The following is a 22,684-nucleotide window of genomic DNA, read 5'->3' as shown; positions in this document are numbered from 1 at the left end:
TATTATTTAATCAAAATAGATAAAGCACTTTTAGAGCCTAAACGGAACGATAAATCATCCTTACCCTGCAATTTCACAGCTACATTCTCAGCCTTTTCACTATCGTTGAACAGAACAACCGCAATAGAGTGATCTGTGTTCTTAAACGCTACGGAACGAATCACTTCTTGATTAGTGGAAGCGTCAATACGTACAGCCTTAGGACGAATGAACTTGCTGAAGTGTGCCAGTGCATAGTAGTCCAGTGTATACGTAAGTTCCTTAGTCTCTTGGTTGACCGTCACAATACCGCGACAAGTACTTTTACCAAAGCCTGGTACAGTTGGACCGTTCTTCTCATCTAAGGCCATATTCCACAAGACAAAGGATTTACTATGGTTTCTAAGAATATCAATCCCTGTTCTCATGACATTCGAGAAAGCTTGTTCAAACGGAGGAATCCATTCGCCACCAGAACCTTCTGTAAAATGTACTTCTTTATCTGCAAAAGCCTTCAGAACCTCTGATTGTGCTGACGCATTCCCACCATACCAGTGCCAGGCAACACCGTCCACTTCATCCTTCGCATAATCGAGCACCGTGAGTGGATAATCCGGACGATCCCAGTTGTGATCATAGCAGAGAATTTTTGTATGGATGTTGTTTTTCACGAAGCTAGGCTTCAGATAATTTTTAATGAAATCTCTTTGCGCCTCAGGCAGCATTAACATACTTGGATAGTGCTTTGGTTCAAAAAGAGGCTCGTTCTGCGGTGTTACCGCATAAGTTGGCAGACCGTGCTCTTCAAAAGCTTGAATGTATCGTACAAAATAATCGGCATAAGCTTGGTAATGTTCATGTTTAAGTTCGCCGGCGATCATAGATCCGCTAGTCTTCATCCAGCCTGGTGCACTCCAAGGTGAAGCCATCAGCTTGATCTCAGGATTAAGTTCCAGCGCTTGTTGTAACAAAGGGATAATATCAGCTTCATCATGTGCGATGGAGAAATGAGTTAATTCTGTATCGGTTTCCTGAGCAGGCATATCGTCATAGCTATAAATATCTCTAGCATAATCCGATGCTCCCATTGGATTTCTTAATACGGACAAGCCAATTCCATCTTGGGAATCAAAAAGCTTGCTCATGACTTCTTTTTTCTGTTCATTGTCAAGAACTTGGTTAATCAAATATGCGGATGAATCCGTAAAGGATGCCCCGAAGCCATCCATTTCCTGAAAGGTTTGATTCTCATCAAGGTTTACAGTAGTGACCGGCTCATCTGAAGCCATTGGAGTCAATTGTTCTAGCGTTTGCTCTACGAACAATTCATTCTCCCCAGTAGATTGATAAATTTTAAGTTTTGTCATGTTGTTTCCCTCCACTTTTCTATATATTTTGCTATGTTTCTGTAGGATAAGGCCCCGGTAAAGGGCCCCATCCAGCCTTTTACTTATTTAAGACCTAATTTTTCTTTGTTGCTCTTCATTTTTTCAGTGCGAATTTCTGCGATCTTATCCCAGTTGTTATCCTTCAAGAATGATTTGTAAGCAGCCAAGGTGCTATCAAATGTTGCTTCATCCTTAGCACGAATCATACTCACAAGCGTAGTGTTCCAATTTGTATCGATTGCAGATAGACTACGAGCTTCCGGCGTTCCTTGAGCCGGGTTGATATTTTCAAGAATAAAGTGTGGTTTCAGCTTACCTTTACCCCACTCTTGCATTTGTTTAATAGAATCTGCGAATGCGTCATTACTTAGAGCTTTATCGCGGTCATGTCCAAAGAACATAAATTCGCCCATCCGGTAATCCTTTTTAAATTTATCGGCATTATTCAATTGAAGATCTTTGATTTCAGGTAAAAATTCAATTTTACCATCTTCGTTAACCTTATAGGTTTCCCCTTCAATACCATAGTTCATAAGTTTTTGTCCTTCTTCACTCAATAGATAAGTGTAGATCTGAATCGCTTTGGCAGGGTCTTTAGCCTTTTTAGTGACATAGGTAATCATCCAGCCTGTAATTCCTGACTGATTCAACGTTGGCTCATGTCCAACTGTGCTTTGCGGTCCATCAATAGCGATATATTCTTTGTCTGGATTTTCTGTCATGAAGATTTGCAGGTTACCACTTTGTTGAGGTGTTCCATCGAGCATCAGCGTTGCATATTTACCGGATTTCAATTTTTCTTCAAAAGCCGTCCCGTCATCTGCAAAGCTGTCATCGCTGATGTCACCATTTCTGTAGACTTCATTTAATGTTTTCAACCAAGTCAGATAATCCTCATCTAGGTTACGGTTGTAGAATTCACCATTTTCGGTTTCCATCGGTACGCCGATGAAATCCTGAAGAACATCTCCCAAAGAACCAGTGCCTGTGCCAATAGAGTTAAAACCAAAAGGAATCATTGCCGGGAATTGCTTTTTGATTTGCTGCATAACACTCTTGAATTCTTCAGGAGTTCCAATGGTTGGTTTTCCAATCGCTTCGTAAACATCCTTACGGATTACAAATGCCGTTTTAGCAGGAATGTTACCGCTGTCAAAATCGTTTTGCGTATTAGAATAGTTAGGATAGCCATAAGTCTTACCGTCTGCTAATTGGAACCAGTTCATCGTATCTTTTGCTGCTACTTTATTGAAATAAGGATCATATTTATCCGCCAGATCATTCAAAGGCAATGCCCAAGTTGCGGCTTTTTGTACCACTGGTGAGTTCGAATCAAAGATAGTCAGCATATCCGGCATTTCGCCACCGGCAAAAATAGTATTTAACTTCGTGTCGTCCCCAGTAATGAATTTAATATTGATGTTCAGGTCCTCTTTAATCTTTTTAGTAACGAGGTCCTTACCAAAGTCTGTGTTCCACCAATCCGCATTTACATACCAAGTGAGATCCGTAGTTTCTTCTTTTTTATCAAGCTTCCAAGCTGGTGTTTCTGGGTCAATTGTATATCGCCCTTCAATGGAACTTAATTCTTTGCTGGAGTTATCAGAACTACCCTTCGATCCACAACCCGTAAATACCAATACAACAGCCATAAGCGCAGTACAAAGTTTGAGTCCTTTTTTCCCAAATGCTTTGTTCATCCCTTGTTTCCCCCTAAAAAAGTTTTGGTAGTAACGGAAGTGTAGATCTGATAGTACAAGCTACACTTCCGATGGATCATTTCGTACATAAGTGTTTGCTATAAACCCCCTCCAATCTTTCTATTCTTTCACCGCCCCCATCATCATTCCTGAAATAAAGTACCTCTGTAATATTGGATACATCACAACAATCGGCAAAGTTGTAATGACAATTGTTGCTAGTTGAACCCCTTTAGTAGTAGTTTCGATAATCGCAGATCCGCCGACATTTTGCATGGATTGCGTTTGCGACTGAACGATAATTTCATAGAGCTTCATCTGCAGCGGATAGAGTGCTTGATCGGTAATGTATAATTTGGTGGTCATAAAGTCATTCCACTGCCCAACCCCGTTAAATAACGCGATCGTAGCCATAGCCGGCATGGAAAGAGGGATAAAAATCTTCAGGAATATACGCCAGTCACCTGCACCATCGATTTTGGCTGACTCTTCAAGTGAATCCGGTACGTTTCTAAAGAAGTTCATTAGAATAACTACGTCATAATAACTGAACAAGGCCGGGATAATATAAACCCAAAAGCTGTTCAATAGACCGAGTGATTTAATCAATAAATACGTTGGAATCATACCACCTGAGAAGAACATGGTGATTACACCCATGGCAACGTATAGCTTGCGGCCACGTATGTATTTTTTACTCAAGCCATAACCGATCATCGCGCAAAAGAATACGTGGGTAATGACACCGATGAACGTTTTGGCAATAGAGACTAGAAAGGCTAATCCTATCGTCTCGTCATTAAATACTGCGCGGTAATTCTCTAAGGAGAAATCAGTAGACCAGAATATAAATCCACCTTCCGCGAGCGCCTTACCTGAGCTTAAGGAGGATATGACCACATTCCATAAAGGAACAACGATAATTACTGTACAGATACAGAGTAAAATAATATTTATAGTGTTAAAGATTCGACTGTCGAGATCTTCTTTAGCTACCGTACGATTCACAAAAATGCCTCCTTCTACAGAACTGATTGATTATCATTTAATTTGCTGGACACTTTGTTGGCACTAATCAGTAGGATCACAGAAACAATGGAGACACCTAAACCAACAGCAGTAGCATAAGAGAAGTCACCTTGCGTCATACCCATACGATACACATAAGAATTGATTACCTCTGCTTTGGCACGGTTCTGAGAATTCATCAAGACCAATGTTTGATCCAGATTCGATCCTAATAAACCGCTTACAGTCAGAATCAGATTTAAACTGATAATTGGCTTCATATTAGGTAGGGTAATATTCCAAATTTGTCTCATACGACTTGCCCCATCTATTTTGGCAGCTTCATAATAAGTAGGATCAATTTTGGACATGATGGCTAAGTATAAAATTGTTCCCCAACCTGCCTCTTTCCAAATATCCGATAACGTTGCAATCCACCAATACTTGTTCGCATCAAGCAAGATATTTACCGGTTTCGAAATGATCCCCAAATTGAGCAGGATTTCATTAAACATACCGGAGGAAGAGAACCAAGCAATCAACATCCCGCCCAGAACGATCCAGGACAAAAAGTGTGGTAAATAAGAGATTGTTTGTACTATTTTCTTAAAGCGTCCACCGCTTAATTCATAAATCATGACGGATAGAATAATTGGAATAACAAAACCTATAGCTAATTTCAGAAAGCTGATCCCCAAGGTATTGACTACAGCATCCCAAAAATATTTGTCTGATAAAATAATTCTGAAATTATCAAGCCCCACCCAAGGTGCAGAATCGAGCGTGTCTATTACGGTGTAGCTCTTAAAAGCAATCGTTAATCCGTAAATAGGAATGAAACAAAAGATAATCATAAAAATGATTCCCGGGATGACCATGGACTGAATCTCCCATTGCCTCTTATAATCAATCACAAATTCTTTGACCCTCTGTCCCATAGGTTTCTTACTGTTCATTGGATTCTTCCCGTTCACTGGCACTACGGCTAATTTATCCACGTTTTTCTTCTCCCCTCCAAATCATGATCCCCATAACAATAAAAACGTTTTTATTTCTTTTTAAAAAAAACCTCCTAAAAGCAATAAAATTATCAAGCATAAACGCCTTCAGTGTCCTTATCAGGACGATATGCGTTTAAGCGAGAAATATAAGTTATAAAGTATAGGTGCAAACTTATACTTTCTTATATTTAAAAATGATCGGGTACTATCTTGTTGCCCTTCTTGAAAGCGTTAGTACCGATCAATCTTCACTTGAGTAGAACCACGTACAATTAGTTCACCTGGCAATTTCATCATTTCGCCCTGTTCCTTCTTCTGAATCATGCGAACCAGGTGATTTATAGATAGAATACCTTGTCTGGCAATTTGATTTCTTACCGTCGTTAATGGCGGTGAGAAGTACTGCGCGATATCAATATCGTCAAACCCCATAACGCTTATATCCAACGGGACTTCATATCCATTCGATTTCAAAGCTTGAATACATCCAATGGCACTCAAATCATTCCCCGCTAAAAAAGCATCAGGCATTTTTTCAGGACTTAAATGAACTAGAGACTTTATAGCGTTATAGGTGCTCTCTTCCTCAAAATATCCTTGGATAATATACTCTTCGTTCGTCGGAAGCTGATATTGACGCAAGGCGGCCAAGTATCCTTCTTTCCGCTGAACACTGTCATACATCTCATCTACACCAGATATGTAAGCAATTTTCTTGTGTCCCAGACTGATTAAATATTTAGTTGCTTCGTAAGCAGATTCAAACGAATTAAAGATTACGCTTCCCATCGTTTCATTCTTAAGTGGTCGATCCAGAAACACAGCCTTGATCTTGTCTTTCACCATTGCGGCAATTTCTTCTTCATCTATTCTCAGCTCTTCGTAGATAATGACACCATCCACACGTCGGCCTAGAATATTGCTCATAATTACTTGTTTATCCTTTGTAACAAATACATTTAAACCATAACCTAACCGATCACATTCACGAGACATGGACTCCACCAGCTTATAGAAGTACGGGCCCGCTACACTTGTCGTGAAAAAACCTAGCATTTTAGTTTTTCCGTTTCTTAAGAGCTTGCCATTTAGGTTTGGAACATAATTTAATTGCTTCGCGACCTTAAGCACATGTGATTTGGTCTCCGGATTTAATACATCAACGTCATTTAGTGCGTTGGAAACTGTAGAAATGGACACTCCAGCCTCTCTAGCAACGTCTTTGATAGTTACCTTTTCCATAACGATTCAATCTTCCTTTACAAATAAAAACGTTTTTATAAATTTAAAATATCATAAAAACGTTTTCATTACAATATATTTTTTTTATTTTTATTAATTCTCTATTTCGTATCATTCACAATATCTGATTAGCAGATTCCCCGAGATCCTGATAATTTAATCTGCAGGCAGTTCGTAGACAGTGAGCAATACTTATATGTCCCTCCATCCACACGTCTCATTTTAGAGTTAATCAGGCCTGCTTTTTGCAGCTTGGCAACATGGGTGCTAACCATCGCACTACTTATATAGAGCTCGGCAGCCAGTTCTTTAATATGCATCTCTTTTCGGTCTAGTAGTTCGATAATCCTTAACCTGACTTCACTTGCAAGTGCTTCATAGACTCGAAGCGATTCTGTATCTGTAGTTAAGTGCATTTTATTGTCTCCTATGCCTTTGAATTAGTATTTTTATGTATTCACAAATCACATTTCTTAGTTAACAATAATATTAATCATTAATTTAACATAAGCGAGATAAGTATGGATGCAGTGTAGCTACTACCTGTGATTATATTCAAGCTAAGAAAAAGAGCAAGAAGAAAATTAGAGTTCGAAGATGTATACACACTAGAAGAACACTGGTCGTGGCTGCTGTCTCATTACATTACTAAAACATGTGAACCGTGTAAAGATGGTCTGCATCGGCCAGCTATTAATGATATTGCACCTATCATGACCGAGAATATCCTAGAATGTGATCGTCTGTGGGTGAACAGCTATACAACCGGACATAAACGCCCCTTTGAACCTTTTTAACACTAAGGATTCAGAGGGGCGTTTTTAGTTTTTATTTTATTCTAAAAATCGTTACGGATTGTTTAGGGAACTCATAAAAAAAACTGCTGCCCATCGTCGTAAAATTGGTTTGCTTAGGAGAGACAAGCTCTTTATTCTCGAAGTTATTTTCATCCTCAAGCTGGTACCCCGACAGTTCATATACTTCGATGGACAAGTCCTTTTTTGCCATCTCTTCTAATATAATCTCAGCAGAAACGCTGTCCTCTTGTACATTCACTGTCTTAAGAATGATATCCCCTGTGGAATCCTCCATGCTTGCTGTGTAATACAGCGGTTCGATGACCGGAAGTTTGTCCTCCGTCTCATTGATCAGCTCTCCGTTAATATAAGTACGAATATGTCTGTCTGATACTTCTAGCTTCAGATCGTATTCTACGTCTGTTTCAACTGTAAACATAGAATGTGTAAGCACAGAGTTTCTCCCGTTAATAATTGATGCCACAATGGAATCCTGATTCTGCCAGCCACCTAGTTCCCAATACAAATGATTCTGATCATCTGCTTTACCAAAATAGAACACAAACCCTTTATTCCCTGCGGTTCTAGTAGCCTTAAAATTCAAGGTATAGCTCTCCCACTCCGTCTCTCCAAGCTCTAGTGTTCGTTTGGCCGTTCCGTTCTGAGCAGGATCAGGCAGGTTTGATACTTCTTCTGACAACTCAGAATACGTCTTCACTTCTCCCGTAACATTGTTGACCAGTGTGATTTCTGAATATCGAGCAGCGGATGCATCCACACCCAAGCTAATCGCTCCTGTGATCGCTTCAACTTTGCGTTCCTCAGGTACTGTGAAGCCGTTCGCTTTTATCTCCAGTAGCTGATCTCCCTGATGGTTCATGAATAGCTTTTGAACATAGTAGTTCGCAGTTCCGTACACTTCATGATTATTAAACCAGATTAGATCCGGCTTCCAGTTGATATAATCCACATTGCAGAGCATGGGAGCATAACATGCCAAACCAACCGCATGAGCGTTGTTCTGAAGTCCTGTCATAAAAGCCGCTTCCACTAATGCGTTATAATAGGTATTGCCCCATGAAGCATATTCACCTAAGAATACTTTCGGTTCGTCGCCCTTAAAGTCATCATAACGATGATGATTCGCCAGGAACCATTCAGGTGTACAGTAATAATGCTCGTCTACAAGATCAGACTTATTCTCTTTTGCCGATGTCCAGCCCCGTTCATATTCCTTACCAGCAGAGAATGGACCGCTCGAATTAATGACCTTAATATCCGGATATTTCTCTTTAATGGCTTGATGGAAGTATGGATATCTCTCGAAAAAGGGTGCACCTACCTCTTCATTGCCGATGCCGATATACTCTAGCCCAAAAGGTTCCGGGTGACCAAGGTTCGCACGTATCCTTCCCCACTTCGATGAAATGTCCCCATTGGCAAATTCGATCAAATCCAGTGCATCCTCAACCCAGGGCATTAATTGACCCAGCGGCACCATACGTTTATGATGCGGATCGTATCCGCCCGGAAGAACGGGAATCGGCTTAGCTCCAATATCCTCACAGAACTGAAAATATTCAAAGTATCCTAACCCAAGCGTCTGATTGTAGGACCAGTTATTCCGCCTTGCCGGCCTTTGTGCCACATCCCCTATTGTATTCTTCCATCTGTACATAGAATCTCTGTCATCTGGATTTAAGGAACCGTCATGTACCAGACAACCTCCCGGAAACCGCATGAATTTAGGCTTTAAGTCGGCGAGTAACAGTGAAATATCTTCACGCATGCCCCCAGGTCTGTTCATAAAGGTCTTCTCCGGAAACAGAGAAACCATGTCCAGATATACCCTCCCGCTGCCTTTGGTAGCGATTACAAGACGTGAACTAGTATCTGTAGCCTTAGACTTAATAACTGCTTCGTATCGAGTCCATTCGGAGTGATTCACAGCGATTTCCGCTTCACCATGAATGATACCATTTGTACTTTCAATGGATACGATAAGGGGTACGTCAAAGCTTGTCTCCCGACGAGCATATACCGAGAACTTATAATTCTCGCCCTCTTTTACTGGAATACCACTATTGAATCCCAGATTCATCAACCCAACGCCGTCACCTTCAGCCACAATATCAATGGCTACATAATGTGGATTACGATCATTCAAGGGCTCGCTATCTTCCACGGTGATTACGGTTTTCCCATCTCCACGTTCTATATGCTCCCAAGCCATTAACGAATGATAATCGGCCCGATCTATCGGATCAAATTCAAAGGATCGATTCTGAACTAGCTCAGCATAAAGTCCACCATCTGCCGCATGATTTAAATCCTCAAAGAAGATTCCAAATAAATCACCTAATGCTGCACCACGCTTCTGTGTATGTATTGTCAGAGTTCCTTCTGTCTTCATTCTTTCATCACTCCCTTGTAAAATTCAGTTTAGTTTATGTTTATATTATTTAGTTCATATCTATATAAATCATTATAGTGAGTTCACTTCACATTCGTCAATTCAGATGCTTTGAATGTACAACAAAAAAGCCGATATCGTATGAGAATCCATACAACATCAGCCTTTATAACACAGGTCCATTTATACCTACTCATTTATTTGGCAGTCATTTGCCCTACTAAGAACTCAACAAAATCAGTTGATTTGTTCTTATCTTCATCTTCTCCAAACACCCCAATGATCATCTTCCGTGAATGAATTGGAAGGTCTGTAGCAAATTTCGTATCTGTGATATCTACGCCTGTGATCCATTCTTCACCGTTCTCCGTATTTTTTATACGTTTCAAACGAATATCATCTAAAGGAAGTCCCGCTGATTTAACAAACGGCTCTAGATTCTTAAGTCCCTGCTGTTGTCCGATCCAATCAAAAGTAGCATCATCCAAAATAAGAATATTCGGACGATCCGCCGCCAGCATCGCCATCGCGCGCTGGATATAAGTCATGTCTAACGCGCCTCCACCTTCTCCACCTGTTGAGGGAAGGTATACGACTTCCGTCTTTACCCGCTTCCAAGCTGGATAACGATTGACGATTTCTTGTTTAAGCTCTTCATCCTTACCTGATGGATCTTGAGATTCATAGTTTCCTAGAAACATGATAGTTACATCCACTGGCGGGAGTGAAGCTTCATATTTTTTGGCTTGATATTGATTATAAAGAGCGTTACCTCCAAAGATTAGCACTAACAGCACAACGATAGATACAAATGTATGGACTTTGTATAGCCTAAAAAAATTCTCCGATTTACGCGCTATGCCGGAAAATGCTCCCCATTTCTCTAGCCGCTTGTCCTCTGCCTCCTGAATTTCCTGCTGATCTAAGCCGTCTAGGATCGTTTTGTAAGCCAGAAATTCTTCTTCATAGGCTGCAGCCTCAGTTTCTGAGGAATTTGATTTACGGCGTTTCAAATGCAAATCAAACTTTTTATTCAGTTCCTCCCGGGTAATGTCTACAGGCAAGTCCAAACGTTCGTATGCCTCTTTTAACTTCTCATTCAAATTGATGACTCCTTCCTGATGCTTAACTAGATATCTTATCGAAAATTTGGTTCTATGTATTGATTTCAGGTGAACATACTAATTATGCAAGAGAATGAGCGAATTCGTGAAATAAACAACATATGAACTCAATTAAACTATATCATGGAGTGCTAGACGCTAACAAGTAAGCGTTTATCATAGGGCTTAGAGGCATTCTCTATTACACTAGTCCAAACCATGCAGCTGTTTAAATTGCTCTGGACTCATTCCAGTCAACCGCTTAAACACTAGACAAAAGTAGCTGGCATTCTCGAAGCCCACTAACTGAGCAATTTCATACATTTTTTTATCTCGTTCATTGAACATTAGCTGTTTACTCAAGTTTATACGTTGCTTGTTGATATAGGTTACAGGTCGATCATGAATTGTTTTTTGAAAAAGCCTGCATAAATACTGTGGCGACACTGCAATAACCTCCGCAAGTTCCTTTAATGGGAGGGTCCTATGAAGATTCCTTTCTATATGTCGCAACACCGGTTTAATTCGCTCCAATTCAAGAGCCTCGTTTAGAGGAGAAACTAGGTTGCTTTTTAAATCCAGCAGCAGCGCGTATAGTTGTTTGGATCGTTCCAGATTCGTTTCCAGTTCATTACTATCTGACAAGTTGAGCATTTCTTTTAAAGGATTTAGCCACTTATCCTCCTTCAACCTTGCAGGGCCTGATTCGCGGATTCCTGCGTACAGCAGCATTTGACCGGCCTCTCTACCATTAAACGAAATCCATGACAGCTTCCACTTACTACTGATTGGCGCATACGAATGCGTAATATTCGGGAACAAAAAGAATACATCCCCTGAACCCACAATATATCGTTTCTCCTGAATGACAAGTTCGCCTTTGCCTTCGTGAATCTGATGTATTTGGTAATCCGGAAATCCGGTAGGACGTAAGGTTTCTGCCTGATGCTGCCAAAATCCAATGGTTGTAGCATACAGCGGCAGCATATTCGTATCTTCCGTTTGGCAAAAGATTATTTTACTCTCCATCTGATCACTCGTTTCATATTTTGTTATATTGGATGAAAAATCTTTTATATCTCTTACCATTACTCCAATTTATAATATGAATATAATAACATCACTATTATAAAGGAGATTTACTCATGCGAGCAAAATTTGTTTACCAGCCTCCTGCAAACGGTTATCCAGAATGGAATAATAATCCGGAAATCTTCGAACTAAATCGCTTGGATGCACATGCTTCCATGATCCCTTATAGCAATCTAACGCAAGCCCTGGTGGGAGATAAAGAAACCTCGCCATACTACAAAACGCTTAATGGTATTTGGAAGTTCTCTTTTTCCGAAACACCGGATCTACGGGTCGTGGATTTCTATAAAGCTGATTTCGATTGCAGCAATTGGGCTACGATTCCTGTACCTTCTCACTGGCAATTCCATGGGTATGATTACCCGCAATATACGAATGTCCGATATCCTTGGGCGGAATCTGAACCTGATCTCAAGCCACCCTTTGCTCCGACAAAATATAATCCCGTAGGCTCGTACATTCGAACCTTTACTGTACCTGAATCTTGGAACGGTCAACCTGTATACCTTAGCTTTCAGGGGGTTGAATCCGCTTTCTATGTATGGGTAAACGGAGAACGGGTCGGTTACTGTGAAGACACCTTTACACCTTCCGAGTTCGATATTACCCCTTATTTAATTGCTGGTGATAATAAACTAGCTGTCGAGGTCTATCGTTGGTGTGATGCCAGTTGGCTGGAGGATCAAGATTTTTGGAGGCTTAGCGGTATTTTTCGGGAGGTCTATCTGTACACGGCCCCTTCTGTTCATGTTGCTGATTTTTTCGTTAAAACCGAGCTAGATGAAGCTTTCGTACATGCGGATTTAAACGTAGACATCAAAGTAGAGAATTATTTTAACGAGAAACTAAACCCTTATACACTCCAAATGCAGCTATACAATAAAGAGGATCAGCCTGTATGGGAGGCTCCAGTATCTACGTTTACTTCCTTTGATCAAGAGGGTGTTCAGCATTTCAAGCTTTCTGAACATGTAGAAGACCCTTATAAGTGGAGTGCTGAGACACCGTATCTGTATACATTGGTTCTCTCCATGATTGACGATAAAGGAAACACTACTGAAACGGTCAGCTGTAAGGTCGGATTCCGTACCTTTGAGATCAAAGACGGACTTATGAAGATCAACGGCAAAAGAATTGTACTTAAAGGCGTTAACCGGCACGAGTTCTCTTGTGACACAGGACGTGCGCTATCCAAAGACGACATGATCCGAGATATCAAACTGATGAAAACACATAATATTAATGCGGTTCGGACCTCTCACTACCCGAATCAGTCTGTTTGGTATGAGCTTTGTGATGAATATGGACTTTACGTTATCGATGAAACCAATCTGGAAACACACGGTACTTGGCAGTATGGGCAACAAGGTATACATGAGGGAAATGTACCTGCTAGCAAACCAGAATGGCGGGCCAATGTGATTGACCGTTGCAACTCCATGATGCAAAGAGACAAGAACCATCCTTCGGTTATCATCTGGTCACTGGGAAATGAGTCCTACGGTGGTGATAATTTTATCGCCATGCATGACTATCTCAGAGAAGCTGACCCGACACGACCTGTTCATTATGAAGGAATCTTCCATTGCAGAGAGTCAGAAGCAGCTAGTGATATAGAGTCGACTATGTATGCTAAACCGCACGATGTTGAAAAATATGCGCTAAGTCATCCTCAGAAGCCTTACATCATCTGCGAATATAGCCATGCTATGGGGAATTCTTGCGGTGGACTACACCTATACACCGATATGTTTGACAAGTACGATGTATTTCAAGGTGCATTTATTTGGGATTGGGTGGATCAGGCTATCCGAACCAAAACATCCGAAGGTGTCTCATATTTAGCATATGGAGGTGACTTTGGTGAGTCGCCACATGATGGAAACTTTAGCGGAAACGGATTACTTTTTGCCGATCGTTCGGTTACTCCAAAGCTATTTGAGGTCAAAAAATGCTATCAAAATATTAAAGTAACTGCTTTAAATATCCGTGAAGGTCTCTTTCAGATTCGTAATAACTTTTTATTTACCGACATTGAACAATACGAACTTAAATGGGAAGTTGCTTTAGACGGAGTAACTGCGCAAGAAGGTTTGCTGCAAATCTCTGCTGCACCAGGAGAAATCGTTGAATGCACTATCCCTTATGAACTGATTTCACATAGAGGTGATCATGAAGCTATTCTGAATCTCTCCTTTATTCAGCGTTCAGAAACTTCTTGGGCTGATGCTGACCACGAAATCGCTTGGGAACAGTTCATTCTGTCCCCGCGTATCGTGACAAAGGTTCAAAAGACAACAGATGGAACGTTACATGTGCAGGAACATGAAGGTGCATTGACCGTACAGGGTGGGAATTTCACTCTAAACTTTAATACAACAACTGGTGAGCTAAACTCATACCATGCTGCCGGTAAAGAACATCTGCTTGAGCCCGTAAGACCTAACTTCTGGAGAGCGGTCACGGATAATGATCTTGGCAATGGATTGCCAAAGCGCTGTGCAGTGTGGAAGCAGGCTTCTAATGAGCGGAATCTGTTGAGCATGGTATATAGAACTGAAGGAAATCTCTGTTTCGTTTCCACCACTTACCTTCTGCCAACGAATCCGTATTCCACCCTTCTTGTTCAGTATGAGATTCGCCCTGACGGATCTTTAGAGATCCTGCAAGAACTGAATCCGGGTAGTAGCGATCTGCCAGAAATTCCTGAGTTCGGAATGATGTTCGTGCTTGCTGGAAGACTCGATACCCTTTCATGGTACGGCCGCGGACCCCATGAGAATTATTGGGACAGACAGACCGGAGCACCACTTGGCCGCTATACGGGCAAAGTCAGTGACCAGTTCACCCCTTATCTTAGACCGCAGGAGTGCGGCAATAAGACGGATGTCAGATTTGCTTCGATTACAGATGGCAACGACGGATCAGGACTTTATTTTGATAGTGCAATCCCTATGGAGATTAATGCTCTGCCTTGGAAACCCGAGGAATTGGAAGCACATGATCACGTATATAAATTGCCAGTCTCGAACAAAAGCGTACTGAGAGTCAACTACAAGCAAATGGGAGTTGGGGGTGACGATAGCTGGGGTGCACCAACCCACGAAGAGTTCACTCTACCGGCTAATCGCCCATATGCATTCCGTTTCACCCTTTCTCTTCTCTAATTTCATCTATTAAAAAAGGCCGTCTCTGGTTGGTTTCTACCAAACAAGACGGCCTTGTTCTATTTATTTCAGCACTACTGTTCCTTGTCTGAATTCCGAAGGACTCAGTCCAACATTTTTTTTGAACTGTTTGGAGAAATAATAAAGATCACTAAAACCGAGATCATGGGCAATCTCACCGACAGAACGTTGCGTGCTCCTCAATAGCTCCTTGGCCTTAGTTATCTTTTTTCTGGTTATATACTGAATGGGTGGAACTCCGATTTGCTGTTTAAATAGCCGGATAAAATAGTTGGGATGCATGTACGCAATCTCTGCAAGCTCATGTATGGTGATATTACGCTCGATATGAGCGTCTATGTAAGTTAATACTTTCGTTAATTTTTCGATCGAGCTTGGATTCTTAAAGGTGATTTCGTCTACATCTATGTTCATAATAAAATATGAAAATAACTCCATTAACTTACTTTTCGCTAACAAATGAGCATACACCGCATCAGATTTCATATGACTCGTTAGACTACTGAATATCTCTTGGATTACATGAGGATCTACTTCTCTGCATACATGACTTAACTCTATCATATTGAATAGATTTATATCTCCGACTTTTGCGCTGAAATGGCACCAATACTTCTCAAAGGGTTGATCACTTATGCAAGAATAAGATTGATTAGCTCCCTCAGGCATTAAAAAAAGCTGACCAGGCTTCGGATAATATTCCCGATCTCCAATCTTTAACCACCCCTCCCCATCGCAAATAAAATAAAATTTACTATAGTCTGGTGTATAGTCGAGATCTCTCCAGTCACGGCCACAAAGATTGTAATCAGCCATAAATAAATCAACCTTTAAATTGGATAAATAATTTGTAAGCAAAACATGGTTATCCATCCCTTACTCCGCCTTATCAGGTTAGTTTTGTACATCTAAAAGTTAATGTCCTACATTTTGTTTCCTACATCTAATCACTACAATGAAGGTAAGAAATAAGCGTTTGAAAGGATGAGCACAACATGATGGATAAAAGCAAGTATTTAAAAGTGATCGACGATACCATTTCAAATGGAAGATTCAAAGACGATTGGGATTCACTAAGTCAATTTCAAGTACCGACGTGGTATGAGAAAGCCAAGTTTGGCATTTTCATTCATTGGGGTCTTTATTCGATTCCGGCCTTCGCTAGTGAATGGTATTCCCGAAACATGTATATACAGGGATCAAGCGAATATGAGCATCACATTGCTACTTATGGTGAACATAAAGATTTTGGCTATAAAGATTTCATCCCCTTGTTCAAGACTGAGCAGTTCAACGCTGAGGAATGGGCTAATCTCTTCAAATTATCTGGTGCCAAATACGTGATGCCTGTAGCAGAGCACCATGACGGCTTTCAAATGTATAAGAGCGCTTACTCCCACTATAACACATATGAGATGGGTCCCCAGCGGGATTTAGTTGGGGAAATGAAAGACGCTTTTGAGCATCAGGGATTAGAGTTTTGTGTATCTTCCCATAGAGCTGAACACTGGTTCTTCCTGTCTCATGGCAAGGAATTTGATTCCGATATTCAAGAACCGCTTGTATGCGGAGATTTCTATTGGCCATCTATGACGGAACCCGATCATCAGGATTTATTCGGCTCTCCGCCGAATAAAGAATTTCTGGAGGATTGGTTAATTCGCTGCTGTGAGCTGGTGGACAATTATAAGCCGAAGGTCTTTTACTTTGATTGGTGGATTCATACAGCTGCCTTCAAACCCTATCTTAAAAAGTTCGCCGCTTATTATTACAATAAGGGAGATGAATGGGGGACTCCGGTTGCAATTAATTATAAGCATGATGCATTTATGTTCGGCTCAGCGGTACCAGATATTGAAAGAGGACTTTTCTCCGAGCTTAAGCCTTATTTCTGGCAGACGGATACAGCTGTAGCCAAAAATTCATGGTGTTATACAGCGGATAATGATTATAAGTCTGCCATGGAGATCATCAGAGATTTAGTAGATATCGTAAGTAAAAACGGCAATCTCCTACTCAATATAGGACCTAAAGCAGACGGAAGCATCCCCGCTCAGGATCGGGAGATTCTTCTTGCCATTGGAGATTGGCTAAAAATAAATGGTGAAGCGATCTATGATACAACCTACTGGCGCACCTTCGGTGAAGGTCCTACTAAGATCCTCGAAGGGCAGTTTACGGATGGAACCACAAAGACTTTCACTAGTGAAGATATCCGTTTTACAGTTAAAGGAAGTTGTCTTTATGCAACCGTTCTTGTATATCCAGAGAATGGGATCGTTCATATCCAATCTCTTAAAGAAAAGTCCACCCACTTCCATGGGATAATAAAAGATATCCATATCTTAGGATTTGATGAACGGCCTACTTGGGAAAGAACAGATGAGGCATTAACCATTTATACGTCCACTGTCCACAGTGAGGCTCCGGTTGTTTTACGGATTGAGTTAGATTAAGATAAAAATAGTTTTCTCATCAGTCCTAATGTAGTTACTCTACATTAGGACTTTTTTGAACCACGTCAGAACAATAGGCTTGTACAAATCAAATAGCCTTAATGTGTTTTGTCCATTGAGTAAAAGGAAACTTTAATTTATGATAGTTTTCGTCGAGAATGATTATCATTATTGGTGATCGCTACATATTTTAGGGAGGCAATATTATATGAATAAGGTAAGACAACCGTTCACCGTATTATGTGTACTCTTTCTGATGACCACATTACTACTCGCCTGCGGAAACTCAGGAGAACAACCAGCCAAGAACAATGCGTCGAACGCAGCCGGAAATAATACTTCAGCTACCACTGTACCTTCTCCAGAAACATCCGACAAGGGCACTAATGAAACTGCGGCAACTACTCGCTCCTACACGGATTACATAGGCCATACCGTAGAAATACCTGTTAACCCGAAGCGCGTGATTTATTCAGGAGAAACCTATGGTGATCTACTCGCACTTGGTGTGCAAGCGGTAGGATATCCACTTTCCATGGGTGAGGGTCAGGTTTTTGAAGATCAGCTACAAGGTGTCGAAGATGTAGGGTTCCCTATCAATCTGGAAAAGACGCTGGAACTTCAGCCTGATTTGATTATCTATGCAGGAACTGATGAAGCTGATTTCGAGCAGCTGTCCAAAATCGCACCCACGATAATATTTGATACATTTGCCCCACTAAATGAACGGATGCTTGATATTGGTGGAATTCTTGGGAAAACGACCGAAGCAGAGGCATGGCTGGCTAAGTATAAAACGAGTGAAGATGCCATGTGGGAACAATTAAAGGCAGCGGGCATAAAAGAAGGAGAAACAGCTTCGGTCTTTACTTATTATCCTGGTGACAGACTATTTGTTATGGCGACGACCGGACTTTCGCAAGTCCTTTATGGAGAGAATGGCTTCAAGCCAACCCCAGCAATTCAGAAGGTCCTTGATGAAGGTATGGGATTCCAGGAAGTATCCATGGAAGTGCTTAAAGAATATGCCGGAGATCGGATTTTCATTCTAACTCCTGTGGCCGATGAAGCCAAGCAATCCACAGCTACTCTATTAAAGAGTCCGATCTGGAAAGGTCTCCCTGCCGTCAAGAACGGATATGTCTATACTCAAGATATTATGAAGACTTCAAGTGATGCAACAACAAGAGAATGGCTGCTCGGTGAACTCCCACAGCTTTTGAATATGAAATAATTTTCACCTTCATGAAGCGTTTGGCACTTAGCTGACAGAAAACTGCAAGAAGCATGTCAACAGCTGTTGATATGCTTCTTTATTTTATATACAATGAATTAATTGATAATGATTCTCACTAAATGAACGGAGGCTTCCTCTTGCTGCAAACATTACCCGTCGCTGCACCGCTCCGCTCGTTGCTGTTTCAGCTGACTGATGCGGAACTACATATTCAACCGGCAGGCTCTTGCGCTAAGGCTCTTTCAGCTCACTTTTATAGACTTCTAGTATTCACTGGCGGTAGTGGACAGCTGATCCTTAGCGATCAAACCATAACACTGACTACAGATACATGTTATCTCCTATCTCCTGGAACTTCCTATAGCACGGACAATCAAGAGACGACTCTTTATTATTATCTCATCACTTTTACAGCAATTAATAACGCCGAGTTTCCCGAATATTATTCAGAGGAACTCCTTCCAGGTAGGCAGGAGCTAATTGTCCACCCGTTCACTAGGGTAATCCGCCTTGCTGAAGATCTGCTTATGAGCAAAAAAAATGCCGATGATGTGCATTTTTTTAAGCGGCAATTAAAATTCCAAGAATTGCTGCTCTTACTCTTTGAGCATAATTATCCTTCCGAGCAGGTGCCAAGTCCCGCGGATTCCGTGGAAAAGACCATCCAATATATGCAAGATCACTATACGGAGAGTATCACCGTGAAGCAACTGGCTGAGCTCGCAGGGATAACATTGTGGCAATATACTCCGATCTTTCAAAAGCTTACCGGAAAAAGACCGCTCGATTACCTGACCGAACTGCGCATTAACCATTCGAAGCGTTTCCTTCTGGAATCCTCTGAACCGCTGCGTGAGATTGCTCGTCTGGTTGGCTTCTCCGATGAATATTATTTTAGTCGCCGGTTTCGTCAAAAAACTGGAATTACACCCGGACAATATGCGCATCAGCAAGGTCGGAAGCTTACTGTGGAAGACTGGACTGGCCATGTGGTGGATATTCCGGAGCGTCCCAAGCGCATTGTCTACCATGGTGAGACGCTTGGCGATCTTCTCGCATTAGGTATAAAGCCTATCGGAGGAGGTGAGGTCTTTGCATGGAACAGAGTCTATAAACATCGACTTAAGAAGCTCTCTAACGTTGGCTTTCCTCTGGATCCGAAGCTTACCGCTTCATTACATCCTGACCTAATTATTATAGCTAATTCAGATGATAAGGCCTATCGAGCAGTCGTCGACATCGCCCCGACACTTACCTTTGATTCATTTGCTCCACTTGAACACCGTATGCGGACACTTGGAAGCTGGTTGGGTAAGCAGCATGAAGCAGAAGCATGGCTGGATTCATTCGCAGCAAAAAATGCTGCCATGTGGCAGCAGCTTTATATGAATACTCTTCGACCTGGAGAAACAGCTTCTGCATTGATTTATGACCATGGAAATCATCTATATGCTATGGGAATGTCCGGTTTGTCTACTGCTCTCTATGCCCCTAACGGTTTACAGCCCACAGATGAGATCAAAGCGATTCTCGATGGAGAGTTAGGATTTGCAGAAGTCGATCCAGCAAGGCTGCCTTTCTACGCCGGAGATCATATCTTTATGCTTATTCCGGAACGTCAAGACTCGCGAGTTGCTATGGAGAAACTACTAGACAGCTCACTATGGAAGAATATACCCGCTGTACGTAAGGGGCAAGCTTATCTGCTTGACGGAAGCAAATGGAACTATGGAGATGCTTTAACACGTGAAAAGCTTCTAACGCTGTTGCCTAAGCTGCTTGGAGGAGGCTAATCAATCAGCTCTTTTAATAAAAATCCTGACCATGATGCTCAGAAGACTCAAATGAAATAGGAGTTCCACCATAAAGTATGCAAACACAATAAAACCACTAGAAGCTTCTATAACAAAAAATAACTTAGCAGGCCAATAGGTAGGAATCCACGCCCCGATAAATTGCCATGGTGATGGAACAAAATAAGCTACGATTGGTCCTGCTATAAACAGACCACCGATCTTTGATAAAGCTAATCCTTCTACCTTATTTGCAGCGAAAGAAGCTAGGAATAATGCAAAACAAGGGGCTTCAAATGCTAGTAGTATAAGGATGTATATATGCTCTAATTGGAAGCTAGATAAGCCGGAGACTATAAAAAATAGCGATGAAAGAAATGTACAGAGTAGAGATGGAAGAACTAGACGATACACCATGTACCCTCTGCGCATTAATGGTGTAACCGCGTAATAAGAGATGACATTCTCATCTCTTTCATCAAGCATTAAAAGACCTGTCATCATACCGGTTAGCATTGGAAAGGTCATGACTAAGAAAATCGCAGCAAAGCTACTATATTTATATAAATCGAAAGCATAACCGTTCGTAAGCCAATCGGCTATCATTGGAAATCCAAATCTTGAGACGACTAGAAGTGCTAAAGGAGCAAAGATGCCGACCATAAGCACTGGGTCCAAACCAGTATGCCGGATATCGCTTATAAAAAGCATACGATACTTCTTCATTTTCTTGCTCCTCCCTTACCTATGCGCATCATTACATGATTTTCGAAGGACATTTTTGCCCATACGTATATCACAACATTCCATAGCAGTAATATCGATATGGAGTAGATGTAATTGCCAAATGACATAGCCGAGGTTCCCGAACTCAACAAGCGAAGTGTTCCTTCCGTAGGAAGCCATAAAAAAAGTTTGGAGTTCCACACCTTAAAATAACCAAGCAATGGAAGTATAAAAGGCAATGCGAATACTTGTGATAGTAGAATGAAACCATTAATTGTCTGGCAACGAGCCACAACTCCAATCGACAATAGCGTCATAAAGCTTGACGTTAGAATGATTCCAGTAGAAAAGCCAAACGGGGATTGCGGAATCCCGCTTGCTACTACATGAATAACCCAAGCGGCTAACAGGGAGAGTACAGATAATGAGCCTGCTTTTGAAAGTAAATATTCTCTTACACGAATCGGAGTAACAAATAAAGGATCATGGATGCCCTGGTCTCTTTCCAGCAGCACAATCCCCCCTGCGAGAATAAGCCCTAAAGCACTCGGATCGCTAAAGGTCAATAACAACATCGTTTGTTCTCGATAATGATCAGGAATAAGATGCAGCAATACCAAATAAAACGCACAGATAATGACGTAGATCCAATAAAACCCATGCCGCCATTGAAACCGGATGTCAAAGGCAAACGCAGATCTGAATCTCATGTTAACTGCCTCCCAGTTACGTCAATAAATATTTGTTCCAAAGACGCCTCCTGCGAATGAATGGTTTCTATTGGATGTTCACGAACAAGCTTTAAGAAATATTCATTCTCCCCTATATCATCAAGTGAGAATTCCTCATTTCTAACTTCATTATGATGGCGGTATTCCAGCCGCACTCGTTTTTTTCCATTTAGAAGCTTAAGCTCCCGAGGAGAATCAATCAACTTAATCTGACCATCTACAATAAAAGCAACCCTGTCGCAGAGCTCCTCAGCGGCTTGCATATTATGTGTTGTAATAATTACAGTTGTCCCATTTGCCTTTTTTTCCAGGATTAAATCCTTCATTCGTTTCGCATTAACGGGATCGAGCCCGGAAGTGGGTTCATCCAGAAATAGAATTTGCGGGTTATTTAAGAGTGCTCTACAGAAATTCAGCCGCATCTTCATCCCCTTCGATAACTGGGAGACCTTCAAATTTGCAGCTTCAGTGAGATTTACTTGCTCCAGGAGAAACCTCGGTTCCGCTGTTCTCCCTGAATACAGAGAGCGAAATAGCTGCAAATTTTCCAGCGCAGTAAACTTCGAATAGAAATTTGGAAACTCAAAAGCTACCCCTATTCGCTCAAAATACTCCGGTCCGGTATTTCTTATTTCCTTGCCCATTACGTTAACGCTGCCGAGATAATTTTTTAAGACTCCAATTAGTATCTTTTGAGTTGTGCTTTTACCCGCTCCCGAAGGACCGAGAAAACCAAACACTTCTCCTTGAGGTATGGAAAAGTTAAGTCCACTAAGGGTTGGCTCTTTTATTTTTGGGTAGGTAAAATGAAGCTCCTTCACTTCGATCAT

At 41.3% G+C, this 22,684-nt stretch carries 18 protein-coding genes; 5 read left to right on the top strand and 13 right to left on the bottom strand.

Going from position 1 to position 22,684, the window contains the following annotated elements; all coding sequences use genetic code 11:
- Nucleotides 1–2 precede the first annotated feature (2 nt).
- The 6 genes from MKY99_RS10835 to MKY99_RS10810 form a co-directional block, all read right to left on the bottom strand.
- A complete protein-coding gene (locus MKY99_RS10835) occupies nt 3–1,346 on the bottom strand; it encodes a glycoside hydrolase family 30 beta sandwich domain-containing protein (RefSeq protein WP_339270423.1) in 1,344 nt (447 codons plus the stop codon).
- 83 nt (nt 1,347–1,429) lie between these two features.
- Nucleotides 1,430–3,067, bottom strand: coding sequence for a sugar ABC transporter substrate-binding protein (locus MKY99_RS10830; RefSeq protein ID WP_339270422.1), 1,638 nt, complete (start codon nt 3,065–3,067; stop codon nt 1,430–1,432).
- Nucleotides 3,068–3,187: 120 nt separating this feature from the next.
- Nucleotides 3,188–4,075 carry a carbohydrate ABC transporter permease gene (locus MKY99_RS10825; protein WP_042187049.1) on the bottom strand — a complete coding sequence of 296 codons (888 nt, stop codon included), beginning with the start codon at nt 4,073–4,075 and terminating at the stop codon, nt 3,188–3,190.
- A 14-nt stretch (nt 4,076–4,089) separates the two neighbouring features.
- A complete protein-coding gene (locus MKY99_RS10820; protein WP_042193674.1) occupies nt 4,090–5,031 on the bottom strand; it encodes an ABC transporter permease subunit in 942 nt (313 codons plus the stop codon).
- A 276-nt stretch (nt 5,032–5,307) separates the two neighbouring features.
- Nucleotides 5,308–6,318: a LacI family DNA-binding transcriptional regulator gene (locus tag MKY99_RS10815; protein ID WP_042187045.1), complete on the bottom strand. Its 1,011-nt coding sequence runs from the start codon at nt 6,316–6,318 to the stop codon at nt 5,308–5,310.
- A gap of 128 nt (nt 6,319–6,446) precedes the next feature.
- Entirely contained in the window at nt 6,447–6,734 is a 288-nt protein-coding gene (locus MKY99_RS10810) for an ArsR family transcriptional regulator (protein ID WP_081382732.1), read from the bottom strand.
- A gap of 129 nt (nt 6,735–6,863) precedes the next feature.
- Here MKY99_RS10810 and MKY99_RS10805 point away from each other — a divergent pair, with 129 nt between their 5' ends.
- Nucleotides 6,864–7,115, top strand: coding sequence for a hypothetical protein (locus MKY99_RS10805; RefSeq protein ID WP_339270420.1), 252 nt, complete (start codon nt 6,864–6,866; stop codon nt 7,113–7,115).
- 31 nt (nt 7,116–7,146) lie between these two features.
- Here MKY99_RS10805 and MKY99_RS10800 read toward each other — a convergent pair whose 3' ends face one another.
- The 3 genes from MKY99_RS10800 to MKY99_RS10790 all read right to left on the bottom strand — a co-directional run bounded on the left by MKY99_RS10800 (nt 7,147) and on the right by MKY99_RS10790 (nt 11,660).
- Nucleotides 7,147–9,528, bottom strand: coding sequence for an alpha-L-arabinofuranosidase C-terminal domain-containing protein (locus MKY99_RS10800; protein ID WP_339270418.1), 2,382 nt, complete (start codon nt 9,526–9,528; stop codon nt 7,147–7,149).
- A 197-nt stretch (nt 9,529–9,725) separates the two neighbouring features.
- Nucleotides 9,726–10,631 (bottom strand): hypothetical protein, encoded by a 906-nt coding sequence (locus MKY99_RS10795; protein ID WP_042187039.1) that lies wholly within the window; start codon nt 10,629–10,631, stop codon nt 9,726–9,728.
- Between the two features lie 207 nt (nt 10,632–10,838).
- Nucleotides 10,839–11,660 carry an AraC family transcriptional regulator gene (locus MKY99_RS10790; RefSeq protein WP_339270416.1) on the bottom strand — a complete coding sequence of 274 codons (822 nt, stop codon included), beginning with the start codon at nt 11,658–11,660 and terminating at the stop codon, nt 10,839–10,841.
- A gap of 116 nt (nt 11,661–11,776) precedes the next feature.
- On the opposite strand from MKY99_RS10790, the gene MKY99_RS10785 reads away from it, so the two are divergent.
- On the top strand, nt 11,777–14,890 hold the full coding sequence (locus MKY99_RS10785) for a glycoside hydrolase family 2 TIM barrel-domain containing protein (RefSeq protein WP_339270414.1): 3,114 nt from the start codon (nt 11,777–11,779) through the stop codon (nt 14,888–14,890).
- A 63-nt stretch (nt 14,891–14,953) separates the two neighbouring features.
- Here MKY99_RS10785 and MKY99_RS10780 read toward each other — a convergent pair whose 3' ends face one another.
- Nucleotides 14,954–15,784, bottom strand: coding sequence for an AraC family transcriptional regulator (locus MKY99_RS10780; protein WP_339270412.1), 831 nt, complete (start codon nt 15,782–15,784; stop codon nt 14,954–14,956).
- A 122-nt stretch (nt 15,785–15,906) separates the two neighbouring features.
- On the opposite strand from MKY99_RS10780, the gene MKY99_RS10775 reads away from it, so the two are divergent.
- From MKY99_RS10775 to MKY99_RS10765, 3 genes are all read left to right on the top strand, one after another.
- Complete coding sequence (locus MKY99_RS10775) at nt 15,907–17,367, top strand: alpha-L-fucosidase (protein WP_339270410.1); 1,461 nt, start codon at nt 15,907–15,909, stop codon at nt 17,365–17,367.
- Between the two features lie 208 nt (nt 17,368–17,575).
- Nucleotides 17,576–18,601 carry an ABC transporter substrate-binding protein gene (locus MKY99_RS10770; protein WP_339270408.1) on the top strand — a complete coding sequence of 342 codons (1,026 nt, stop codon included), beginning with the start codon at nt 17,576–17,578 and terminating at the stop codon, nt 18,599–18,601.
- Nucleotides 18,602–18,741: 140 nt separating this feature from the next.
- On the top strand, nt 18,742–20,397 hold the full coding sequence (locus MKY99_RS10765; protein WP_339270406.1) for an AraC family transcriptional regulator: 1,656 nt from the start codon (nt 18,742–18,744) through the stop codon (nt 20,395–20,397).
- Here the strand turns inward: MKY99_RS10765 and MKY99_RS10760 are convergent, their stop codons facing one another.
- From MKY99_RS10760 to MKY99_RS10750, 3 genes are read right to left on the bottom strand one after another with little or no spacing between them, the layout of a single operon-like run.
- The gene (locus MKY99_RS10760; protein WP_339270404.1) at nt 20,398–21,123 is read right to left on the bottom strand and encodes a hypothetical protein; all 726 of its coding nucleotides are present in this window, start codon (nt 21,121–21,123) and stop codon (nt 20,398–20,400) included. It lies immediately after the preceding gene.
- Complete coding sequence (locus tag MKY99_RS10755; RefSeq protein ID WP_042187031.1) at nt 21,120–21,833, bottom strand: hypothetical protein; 714 nt, start codon at nt 21,831–21,833, stop codon at nt 21,120–21,122. The genes MKY99_RS10760 and MKY99_RS10755 overlap by 4 nt, the downstream gene beginning before the upstream one ends.
- Nucleotides 21,830–22,684, bottom strand: a complete 855-nt coding sequence (locus MKY99_RS10750) for an ABC transporter ATP-binding protein (protein WP_042187029.1) — start codon at nt 22,682–22,684, stop codon at nt 21,830–21,832. Before MKY99_RS10750 ends, MKY99_RS10755 begins: the two co-directional genes overlap by 4 nt.

It is taken from the genome of Paenibacillus sp. FSL R5-0470, from assembly GCF_037975205.1.
GTDB lineage: Bacteria > Bacillota > Bacilli > Paenibacillales > Paenibacillaceae > Paenibacillus_AQ.
Note: the sequence above shows the minus strand (reverse complement) of the source record. Positions and strands in the feature narration are given on the sequence as shown.